Origin of the sequence: Methylopila musalis, assembly GCF_042679725.1 — a bacterium.
In the GTDB taxonomy this organism is placed as follows: domain Bacteria; phylum Pseudomonadota; class Alphaproteobacteria; order Rhizobiales; family Methylopilaceae; genus Methylopila; species Methylopila musalis.
The window spans coordinates 1-10,353 of sequence record NZ_JBHTMX010000102.1 but is presented as its reverse complement, the minus strand read 5'-3'; the positions used below and the strand labels follow the sequence as shown (position 1 = coordinate 10,353).

At 70.8% G+C, this 10,353-nt stretch carries 10 protein-coding genes; 5 read left to right on the top strand and 5 right to left on the bottom strand.

Going from position 1 to position 10,353, the window contains the following annotated elements:
• Window positions 1-1,466, bottom strand: a 1,466-nt coding sequence (locus tag ACFQ4O_RS11375; protein ID WP_378775807.1) for an acyl-CoA dehydrogenase family protein, incomplete at its 3' end; no start/stop codon positions are given.
• Window positions 1,467-1,677: 211 nt separating this feature from the next.
• Here ACFQ4O_RS11375 and ACFQ4O_RS11370 point away from each other — a divergent pair.
• A complete protein-coding gene (locus ACFQ4O_RS11370; protein ID WP_378775806.1) occupies window positions 1,678-2,856 on the top strand; it encodes a 2OG-Fe(II) oxygenase in 1,179 nt (392 codons plus the stop codon).
• A 367-nt stretch (window positions 2,857-3,223) separates the two neighbouring features.
• Here ACFQ4O_RS11370 and rnhA read toward each other — a convergent pair whose 3' ends face one another.
• The 3 genes from rnhA to ispH form a co-directional block, all read right to left on the bottom strand.
• Window positions 3,224-3,694 carry a ribonuclease HI gene (gene rnhA / locus ACFQ4O_RS11365; protein WP_378775808.1) on the bottom strand — a complete coding sequence of 157 codons (471 nt, stop codon included), beginning with the start codon at window positions 3,692-3,694 and terminating at the stop codon, window positions 3,224-3,226.
• 68 nt (window positions 3,695-3,762) lie between these two features.
• Window positions 3,763-4,734, bottom strand: a complete 972-nt coding sequence (locus tag ACFQ4O_RS11360; RefSeq protein WP_378775805.1) for a homoserine kinase — start codon at window positions 4,732-4,734, stop codon at window positions 3,763-3,765.
• A 126-nt stretch (window positions 4,735-4,860) separates the two neighbouring features.
• A complete protein-coding gene (ispH, locus tag ACFQ4O_RS11355; RefSeq protein ID WP_378775804.1) occupies window positions 4,861-5,823 on the bottom strand; it encodes a 4-hydroxy-3-methylbut-2-enyl diphosphate reductase in 963 nt (320 codons plus the stop codon).
• Between the two features lie 216 nt (window positions 5,824-6,039).
• On the opposite strand from ispH, the gene ACFQ4O_RS11350 reads away from it, so the two are divergent.
• From ACFQ4O_RS11350 to hspQ, 4 genes are all read left to right on the top strand, one after another.
• A complete protein-coding gene (locus ACFQ4O_RS11350) occupies window positions 6,040-6,594 on the top strand; it encodes a hypothetical protein (RefSeq protein ID WP_378775803.1) in 555 nt (184 codons plus the stop codon).
• Window positions 6,595-6,701: 107 nt separating this feature from the next.
• Window positions 6,702-7,535 carry a lysophospholipid acyltransferase family protein gene (locus tag ACFQ4O_RS11345; protein ID WP_378775802.1) on the top strand — a complete coding sequence of 278 codons (834 nt, stop codon included), beginning with the start codon at window positions 6,702-6,704 and terminating at the stop codon, window positions 7,533-7,535.
• A 110-nt stretch (window positions 7,536-7,645) separates the two neighbouring features.
• On the top strand, window positions 7,646-8,686 hold the full coding sequence (locus ACFQ4O_RS11340; protein WP_378775801.1) for an HpcH/HpaI aldolase/citrate lyase family protein: 1,041 nt from the start codon (window positions 7,646-7,648) through the stop codon (window positions 8,684-8,686).
• Window positions 8,687-8,857: 171 nt separating this feature from the next.
• Window positions 8,858-9,196, top strand: coding sequence for a heat shock protein HspQ (gene hspQ, locus ACFQ4O_RS11335; protein ID WP_378775800.1), 339 nt, complete (start codon window positions 8,858-8,860; stop codon window positions 9,194-9,196).
• A gap of 120 nt (window positions 9,197-9,316) precedes the next feature.
• Here hspQ and ACFQ4O_RS11330 read toward each other — a convergent pair whose 3' ends face one another.
• The gene (locus ACFQ4O_RS11330) at window positions 9,317-10,009 is read right to left on the bottom strand and encodes an invasion associated locus B family protein (RefSeq protein ID WP_378775799.1); all 693 of its coding nucleotides are present in this window, start codon (window positions 10,007-10,009) and stop codon (window positions 9,317-9,319) included.
• Window positions 10,010-10,353 lie beyond the last annotated feature (344 nt).

Here is a 10,353-nt window from a genome sequence, read left to right as displayed (position 1 = left end):
AGCCGGACGGCGGCGGCGCCGAGCGCGGGCGCGTTGTCCTCCGCCAGCCTGCGCGCGCTCGCCCGCAGCCGCTCGATCTCGCTCGCGACGATCGCGCCGCCGGACTGCGGCAGCTTGCGCGTCACCAGATCGATCGCCTGGATGCCGTTCGTGCCCTCGTAGATCGGGGTGATGCGGGCGTCGCGCAGAAGCTGCGCCGCGCCGGTCTCCTCGATGAAGCCCATGCCGCCATGGACCTGCACGCCGAGCGAAGCCACCTCGCAGCCGGTGTCGGTGGAGAACGCCTTGGCGATCGGGATCAGCAGGCTCGCGCGCTCCGTCGCGGCGCGGGCCTCGTCGGCGTCCGCCGTCGCCCGCGCGCGGTCGATCTCCACCGCCGCGCGGTAGCAGATGGCGCGGGCGGCCGCGGTCTGGGCGCGCATGGTGAGCAGCATGCGCCGCACGTCGGGATGGGCGGCGATCGGCGCCGCGCCCTCATATCCCGGCGCCCGGCCCTGCCGGCGTTCGGCCGCGAAGGCCAGCGCCTGCTGGGTCGCGCGCTCCGCCACCGCCACGCCTTCCAGCCCGACGCCGAGGCGGGCGTTGTTCATCATCGTGAACATGCAGGCGAGGCCGCGATGCTCCTCGCCCACCAGATAGGCCACCGCGCCGCCCGCGTCGCCGAAGGCCATGGTGCAGGTGGGGCTGGCGTGGATTCCGAGCTTCTCCTCCACGCCGACGCAGGCCACGTCGTTGCGCGCGCCAGGCCTGCCTTCCGCGTCCGGAATAAACTTCGGCGCCAGAAACAGCGAGATGCCGCGGGTGCCCTCCGGCGCGTCCGGCAGCCGGGCCAGCACCAGATGCACGATGTTGTCCGACGCGTCGTGCTCGCCATAGGTGATGAAGATCTTCTGGCCGAACAGCCGGTAGGTCCCGTCCCCCGCCCGCTCGGCGCGGGCCCGCAGCAGCGCGAGGTCCGAGCCCGCCTGCGGCTCGGTCAGGTTCATGGTGCCGGTCCACTCGCCGGACACGAGCTTCGGCAGGTAGAGCGCCTTGAGCTCGTCCGACCCGTGGGACTGCAGCGCCTCGATCGCGCCCTGCGTCAGCATGGGGCAGAGCCCGAAGGCGATGGAGGCCGACGCCCAGAGCTCCGTGGTCGCCGCCCACAGCGCCGCCGGAAGCCCCTGCCCGCCCCAGGCCTCATCCGCCAGCACGCCGTTCCAGCCGGCGGCGGCCCAGTCGCGATAGGCCTCTTTGAAGCCGGGCGGCGTGGTCACCGCCCCGTCGGCGAAGCGGGCGCCGTGCCGGTCGCCGGACCTCAGCAGCGGCGCGATTACGTCCTCCGCGAAGCCGCCGGCTTCGGCGAGAATGGCGGCGAAGGTCTCCCGATCCAGCGCGTCGTAGAGCCCCTGCTCCCGCGCCGCGGCGAGGCCCGCCGCATGGTCGAGCGTGAACAGGATGTCGTCGACGGGCGCGCGATAGGTCATGGGCGAGGCGTCCTCCAGTGGGCGTCACGGCCGTTGTGGCCCGGATCGCGACGCGGCGCCCTTCGCACAAAGATGAACAGCCCGGACGTCCCAAACGGACGCCGCAGGCTTGGCGCGGGGGCGCGGCGATCGTATGCGTTGAGAGAACGATACGTCGAGCCGTCAAAGGGGGGCGGCCAAGGGGGAGCGGCGTCCGCGCCGCGCGTGATCCATGTCCGTGACCGAAACCGCGCCGTCGCCGGCCGCCAAGCCGCGCTCCTACGCCAACATCACGACGGGCGATCCCGCGCCGTGGTTCGCCCAGCGCGCCACCGGCAACCCGCGCTACGTGTTCGACACCGCCGCCGGCCGCTATCTGGTGCTGTGCTTCTACGGAACGTCGGCGGCGCCGGGCGCGCAGGCCGCGCTCGCGCGGGTGGAGGCGCGGCGCGCGCTGTTCGACGACGAGCGCGCCTGCTTCTTCGGCGTCAGCGTCGACCCCGCCGACGAGACGGAAGCGCGCGTGACGATGCTGCTTCCGGGCCTGAGGCACATCTTCGACGTGGACGGTTCGGTGAGCCGCGCCTATGGCGCGCTTCCGGCGGACGCGGCGCCCGGCGAGCCCGCGCCCATGCGCCGGTTCTGGATGGTGCTGGACCCCACCTTGCGCGTCCTCAAGACGTTCCCCTTCAGCCCCGGCGGCGAGGAGGCGGACGCCGTGCTCGACTATGTGGCGTCGCTTCCGCCGCCGCGCGCCTATGCGGGCTTCGAGCTGCAGGCGCCGATCCTGCTGCTGCCCAACGTGTTCGAGCCCGACCTGTGCGCGCGCCTGATCGAGACCTACGAGCGCGAGGGCGGCGAGGAATCCGGCTTCATGCGGCAGGTGGACGGCAAGACCGTGCTGGTGAAGGACCACAACCACAAGCGCCGCAAGGACTGCGACATCACCGATCCGGAGCTGGTGCGGCTGATCCAGTCGCGCATCCGCCGCCGGGTGGCGAGCGAGATCGACAAGGTCCACCAGTTCAAGGTCACGCGGATGGAGCGCTACATCGTCGGCTGCTACGCCGCCGAGGACAACGCCCACTTCCGCGCCCACCGCGACAACACCACCGCCGGCACCGCGCACCGGCGTTTCGCGGTCTCGATCAACCTCAACGACGATTTCGACGGCGGCGAGGTGAGCTTCCCCGAATACGGGCCGCGCTCGTTCAAGGCCCCGCCCGGCGGCGCGGTGGTGTTCTCCTGCTCGCTGCTGCACGCGGTGTCCCGCGTCGCCCGCGGTAGGCGCTACGCATTCCTGCCGTTCCTCTACGACGACGAAGCCGCGCGCCTGCGCGAGCGCAACGCCCAGTATCTCGACCCCGCGCTGCAAGGCTACGGCGCCGGGGAGAAGCCCGCGGGGAGCTGAGAGGGCTCGCTCGAACGCGACATCGGCCGCGCCTCACTTTCCTTGTCCCGGCCTTGGAGCCGGGACCCAGAGACCCGAAGCATATCAAGCCGAGCGCGACGGCCCGGCCGCCCTATTCTGAAGTCTCAGCGGTTCTGGGTCCCGGCTCAAGGCCGGGACAAGGGAAAGCGGCAGTTCGGCTTCAAATACATAAGAGCAGGCCTGCCTTCATGGGAACGGGCGGTCGTCGCGCACCCTATCTTGTCCCGGCCTTGAGCCGGGACCCAGACACTCGAAGCGTCTCAAAGCAAAGCGCGACGACCGGGCCGCCCTATTCTGACGTGTCGGCGGTTCTGGGTCCCGGCTCAAGGCCGGGACAAGGGAAGGGTCAGCCGCCCGCGGTTCCTGCCCGCGGGGGCTGGAACGGTTTCATGCCCTCCCGCGCCAATTCGTCGGCGCGTTCGTTTTCCGGGTGGCCGGCGTGGCCCTTCACCCAGCGCCAGTCGATGGCGTGCACCTTGAGCAGCGCGTCGAGGCGCTCCCACAGGTCCTGATTCTTGACCGGCTTCTTGTCGGCGGTGCGCCAGCCGTTGCGCTTCCAGCCGTGGATCCACCTGGTCACGCCGTCGCGCAAGTATTGGCTGTCGGTGTGGAGCACCACCTGGCAGGGGCGCGTCAGCGCCTCAAGCGCGGCGATCGCGGCGGTCAGCTCCATGCGGTTGTTGGTGGTCGGGGCCTCGCCGCCCTTCAGCTCCTTCTCGACCGCGCCCTTGCGCAGGATCGCGCCCCAGCCGCCGGGGCCGGGATTTCCCGAGCAGGCGCCGTCGGTGAAGATTTCCACCACGTTCGGGTCCGTCACGGCGGGCGCTTCGGGCGCCGCGGCTTCGGGCAGCGACCGTTTCACCCGCGGGCCCTTGGACACCGGGCTCACGCGGGCCGCCAGCCGTAATCGGCGACGCCGGTCGCTCGCTGATGAAAACGCAGCTTCGCCAGATATTCCAGCGGATCGAGCTTCTGCACCAGGGCGCCGGGCGGCGTGTCCAGCCAGTCCACCAGCCGGGTGAGCAGGAAGCGGATGGCGGCGCCGCGGGCGAGCGTCGAGAACGCCGCGATCTCCGCCTCCGACAGCGGCCGCGCGGCGTGGTAGGCGGCGAGCAGGGCCGCGCCCTTCGCCGGATCGTAGACGCCGTCCGGATCGAAACACCACGCGTTGAGGCAGATGGCGAGATCGTAGGCGTAGGCGTCGTTGCAGGCGAAGTAGAAGTCGATCAGCCCCGACAGCCGATCGCCCAGGAAGAACACGTTGTTCGGAAACAGATCGGCGTGGATGACGCCGGACGGCAGATCGAGCGCGGCGAAAGCCGGCGTCAGATGGTCGAGTTCGTCCGCGATCAGCGCGTCGAGACCGGGCGTCACCGCGTCGCTGCGGCCGCGGGCGGTGGCGGCGAGCGCCAGCCAGCCGTCGACCGAGAGCGCGTTCGGCCGCAACAGAGGAAAGCCCCGGCCCGCCTCGTGCAGCGCGGCGAGCGCGTGGCCGAGTTCGGCGCAGTGCTCCGCGGTCGGCCGCCGCACCCACACGCCGTCGAGGAAGGTGACCATGGCGGCGGGCCGGCCGCACAGCTCCGTCAGCACGCCGCCGTCGCGCGCCTTCACCGGCTGCGGGCAGATGAGCCCCCGCGCCGACAGATGCTCCAGCAGGCCGAGGAAGAACGGCAGGTCGTCCCGCTCCACCCGCTTCTCGTAGAGCGTCAGGATGAAGCGGCCCTTCGTCGTGACCAGCAGGTAGTTCGAGTTCTCCACGCCCTCCGCGATACCCTTGAACGACACCGCCTCGCCCACGTCATAGGCGGCGAGAAACGCGGCGAGGTCTTCGTCGGGCACTTCGGTGTAGACGGCCATGGGGCACTCGGATCGACAGGCGGAAGCCGCTCTCCTACGGCCTCGGCCGCGCCGCCGCAACGTATCGCGTCGTCACGGCGGGGCGCAGTCCGGGCGGTCACGGTGGCGCCGTTTCTCGAAAAGCCCTTACGCCGCAGGCGGGCGCAGCTCGCGGGGAAGCGGGAAGAACACGCTCTCGTCCGCCGTGGTCACGGTCTCGACCCGCACGTCGTAGCGGGCGGCGAAGGCGTCGACGATCTCCTCCACCAGCACTTCCGGAGCGGAGGCGCCGGCGGTGACGCCGAGCGTCGAGAGGCCGGAGAACTCCGACCAGTCGATGTCGGTGGCGCGCTGCACCAGCCGCGACACCGGGCAGCCCGCCCGCTCCGCCACTTCCCGCAGCCGCTGGGAGTTGGACGAGTTCGGCGCGCCGACCACCACCAGCGCGTCGCACTCGGGCGCGACCCGCTTCACGGCCTCCTGCCGGTTGGTGGTGGCGTAGCAGATGTCTTCCTTGTGCGGCCCGTGGATGGCGGGGAAGCGGGTTTTGAGCGCCGCCACCACGCCCGCGGTGTCGTCCACCGACAGCGTGGTCTGGGTGACGTAGGCGAGCTCCGCGCCGTCCGGCGGGGCGAGGCCCGGCACGTCGGCCTCCGTCTCCACCAGCAGCACGGCGCCGTCGGGAAGCTGGCCCATGGTGCCCACGACCTCGGGGTGGCCGGCATGGCCGATGAGCAGCACCATGCGGCCGCGCTTGTGGTGGATCTCCGCCTCGCGATGCACCTTGGTGACCAGCGGACAGGTGGCGTCGATGGCGAACAGGTTGCGCAGGCGCGCGGCCGCCGGCACGGATTTCGCCACGCCATGGGCGGAGAACACCACCGGCGCGTCGCCGTCCGGCACCTCGTCCAGCTCGTCCACGAACACGGCGCCCTTGCGCTTCAGCTCGTCCACCACGAAGCGGTTGTGCACGATCTCGTGGCGCACATAGACCGGCGGGCCGAACCGCTGCAGCGCCGCCTCCACCACGTCGATGGCGCGCACCACGCCGGCGCAGAAGCCGCGCGGCGCGCACAACAGGATGCGAAGGGGGGGCTTGGCCTCGCTCATGGCGCGGGACATCCTCGGAACGACAGGCGGATCCCGCGCCGCGGCGCCGACATCCGCCCAGGAGATGGGCCCCGGCCGCGCGGGGTGTCAAGGCGCGGTCGCGCTTTCGTCCGAAGATGCGCCTTGCTATAAAACGCCGGCGCGGCCGCAGGGCGCGCATGTGGCGTTCAGTTCGGGGATGAGCCTATGCGATATGGCGGCGCGCGGCGAACGGCCTTGGGCGCGCTCATTCTGGCGGCGCTCGCCGGATGCAGCAGCATCGGCGGCGATCAGGCGGAGACCGCGGCGCAACCCGCGGCGGCGACGGCCGCAGCCGCGCCCACGGGGCGCGAGCCGGGCTTCGAGAGCCTGATCAAGCGCAACTGTCCGCCGGTCGAGATTCTCCAGGGCGCGGAATCCTACCGCGTCTATGGCACGCCGAACTCCAACGACCCGTTCGACATCCGCTATCAGGCGAACATCGCCGACACCGCGCGCGAATGCTCGCTGCTCGGCGTCGAGGCCGCCATCCGCGTCGGCGTCACCGGCCGGCTGATCGTGGGGCCAAAGGGCGCGCCGGGCTCGGTGCGTCTGCCGCTGCGCATCGCCGTGCTCGACGAGAAGGGCGCGCCGGTCTATTCGCGCATCCATCCTATCGCCGTGGCGGTGCCTGCGGGCCAGCAGCACGCCGACTTCCCGCACATCGAGGACGGCATCGTGGTGCCGATTCCGGCCAACCGCTTCCTCGGCTGGAAGATCGTGATCGGCTACGATCCGAAGGGCGCGCTCTGAGCGCCGGAACGGGCGACGGAGCCTCCGTCGCCGCCCGGCGCAAGACCGGCCGCGGCCTGAAACGGCGCCGCGGCGCCCTGTGGGGGCTGCAGAATCGGCTGGAGGCCGTGGGCGTCCGCATCGTCGCCGGAAGCTGCCGCCTGCTCGGGGTGGACGCGGCCTCCGCCGTCTACGGCTGGCTCTGGCGCACGGTGGCGCCCTTCAACCGGCGCCACGCCCGCGCGCTCGCCAATCTCGCCCTCGCCTTCCCCGAGAAAACCGCAGCCGAGCGCGAGGCCATCGCCCGCGCGGCCTGGGACAATCTCGGCCGGGTGATGGCGGAGGGCTTCCTTCTGGACCGGCTGGCGGCGGACGCCTCCCGCTTCGAGGACCACGCCACGGCGGCCTTCGCGGCGCGCAAGGCCGAAGGGCGCGGGCTGGTGGTGGTCTCCGCCCATTTCGGCAACTGGGAGCTCGGCGCCTCGGGCGTCGGCCAGGCCGGCTTCCGCACGGCGGGCGTCTACAAGGCGCTGCACAACCCGATCGTGGACGAGATGGTGCGCGCGCTGCGGGTCGCCTTCTATCCCGGCGGCCTGCTGCCGCGCGGCCCCGAGGCGCCCCGTCGGCTGATCGCCCATGTGCGGGGCGGCGGCGCCATGGTGATTCTGGGGGACCTTCGAGATGGCGGCGGCGTGGAGACGCCGTTCTTCGGCCACCCTGCCCGCTCCACACCGTTTCCGGCGCTGGTGGCGCGGGTTCTGAACGCGCCGCTGATGGCCGGACGGGTTACGCGGCTCAAGGGCGCGCGGTTCCGTTTCGACTGCGAAACCATCGACGTGCCCCGCACCGCCGACCGCGACGCTGACGTGAAAGCCGCGACCGAGGCCATGGCGGCGGTGTTCGAGCGCTGGATCCGCGAGACGCCCGACCAGTGGATGTGGGGCATGCGCCGCTGGCGCTGACCGCGGCTGCGAAGGCTTCCGACGAAAGCCGCGTTGCGCCGCAGCGAAGCCGGGACGAAGGTGCCGCCGTTCTCCGCTATCGCCTGTCGTTTCCAAGGAAAGGTTCGCCGATGATCGTCCCGAGCGCGTTCTATCGTCCTCTCGCGCTCGGCGCGCCCGCGCCGCTCCGCGAACAGCCGGTGAAGGTGGAGCGCATGATCCACTTCGTGCCGCCGCATGTGGAGAAGATCCGCGCCCGCGTGGGCGATCTCGCCAAGCAGGTGGACGTGGTGCTCGGCAACCTCGAGGACGCGGTGCCCGCCGACGCCAAGGAAGCGGCCCGCTCCGGCTTCATCGAGATGGCGAAGGCCAACGACTTCGGCCAGACCGGCCTCTGGATCCGCATGAACGCCCTCGACAGCCCGTGGGCGCTCGACGACGTGATCGAGATCGTGGGCGCGGTCGGCGACAAGCTGGACGTCATCATGCTGCCGAAGGTCGAGGGCGCGTGGGACATCCATTACCTCGACCGTCTGCTGGCGCAGCTCGAGGCGCGCCACAAGCTGACGCGGCCGATCCAGATCCACGCCATTCTCGAGACCGCGCAAGGCGTGATGAACGTGGAGGAGATCGCCCGCTCCTCGCCCCGCATGCACGGCATGAGCCTCGGGCCGGCCGACCTCGCCGCCTCCCGCCGCATGAAGACCACCCGCGTCGGCGGCGGCCATCCGGGCTACGGCGTACTGACCGACAAGGACGGCGACGCGGCCCGCGCCTTCTACCAGCAGGACCTGTGGCACTACACGATCGCCAAGATGGTGGACGCCTGCGCCGCGAACGACATCAAGCCGTTCTACGGCCCGTTCGGTGACTTCTCCGATCTGGAGGCCTGCGAGGCCCAGTTCCGCAACTCGTTCCTGCTGGGCTGCGTCGGCGCCTGGACGCTGCATCCGACCCAGGTGGAGATCGCCAAGCGCGTGTTCTCGCCGGACGTGGAGGAGGTGAAGTTCGCCAAGCGCATCGTGGACGCCATGCCGGACGGCACCGGCGCGGTGATGCTCGACGGCAAGATGCAGGACGACGCCACCTGGAAGCAGGCCAAGGTGATCGTGGATCTGGCGAAGCAGATCGCCGAGCGCGAGCCGTCGCTCGCGGCCGCCTACGGGCTCTGACGCGCGAACCCGCGAGGCGGCGCCCGACCCGCTCCGCCCGTTCTGTGCCACGGCGCGGGACGGGTCGCTCGCCTCGCCGGCGTCACAAAGCCGTCGCATCGGATTGACTTGCGCGGCGGGCTTTGGCTTGTTCGCGCGCCCGAAGACTTTCAGGCGACGGTCGAAGCGCAGATGTCGCGAGCCCAGCTCCGCAACGCAAAGTTCCGCATCGGAGACGTGGTCCGTCACCGCGTCTATCCGTTCCGCGGCGTGATCTACGACGTCGATCCCACCTTCTCGAACACCGAGGAGTGGTGGCGTTCGATCCCCGAGGACGTGCGCCCGGAGCGGGATCAGCCGTTTTACCACTTGCTGGCCGAGAACGCGGAGACCGAATACGTCGCCTATGTCTCGGAGCAGAACCTGCTTCCGGACGACAGCGGCGAGCCGCTGCGCCACCCGCAGGTGGAGGCCATGTTCGAGCGCACCGAGGACGGCGCCTACAAGGTCCGCAACGACGTGCGGCACTGACCCGGCCGGGGCTTTTGCGAGCCCGGACATGAAAAAAGCGCCGGACGCTCACGCGTCGGCGCTTTTTTCATGTCCGAAAGCCCGGCGCGGAGAACAGGTCCCGCGCCGGGCTTTACGTCCTTACTGGGCGGGAGCCGGAGAGGCCGGGGCCTGCGCGCCGCCCTGCATCTGCAGCTTGTCGCGCATCTCCTGAGCCTTCTTGTTCAGCTCCTCGTTGGCCTTCTCGCGCTCGGCCTCGACCACCTTCGGGTCCAGCGCCGCGCCGTCATAGGCCTTGGTGAAGCCGGCGAGGCTGACGGGGAAGTTCACCGTCTTGGCCTGCTGGTTCATGGCCTGCAGCACGAGGTTGGTGCCCTTCTTCAGGTTGTTGAAGAAGGCGTCGTTGACCTCGATCTCGGCGTAGCAGGCGTTCGGGAAGCAGATCGAATACTTGCCGGTGGCCGGCGCGTTCTGGTCCACCGCCACGCGCACGCCCGGCTGGATCAGCAGGCCGGGGGGAACGGCGGCCAGGAAGAAGCGCTTCGGCTCGCCGGTGATCTGGCGGATGGCGATGGAGGCCACGGTCTGGCCGGTGTCGGCCTTCACGTCGCGGGAGGTGAGGCACACCTCCTTCTTGGCCTGCGGGTCGGTGTTGCAGATCTTGACCCAGTTCGGCTGCGGAGCCCCGGAGGGCGCGGCGGTCATCGGGCCGGGACCTGCGGCGGCGGGCTTCTCCGCGGCGGCCGGCGCCTTCTTCTCCTGCGCGACCGCCGGCAGCGCGGCGCCGATCGAAAGGACGGCGGCGAGGATGGCGAGGCGCGAGTGGCTACCCATAATCATGCGGCATTTCCTTCCTGTCGTGTGGGACGACCGGCTTCGCAACGGCCGCCGCGCTGATCGCGGAACACGTCGCGCGCAAGCGCGGAGCCGAGCGTCTCGTTACTCGGCGCGACCGCTGTCTGTCGAGCAAATACGGCGAGAGAGTGACGGCTTTGGCGCATGTGGGTCAAAGGGCTGAGCGGGGGCGGCCTGTGCTATTCTCCGGGCGACGCGGACGAATCATAACCCGGAGCCGAATGAGCCAGCCCAGACGCAGCCGGTCCGGCGCCGCCCATGGCGCAGCGCTCCCGCGCCGTGCGTTCGGGGCGGCGCTCGCCGTGGCGCTGCTCGGCTGCGAC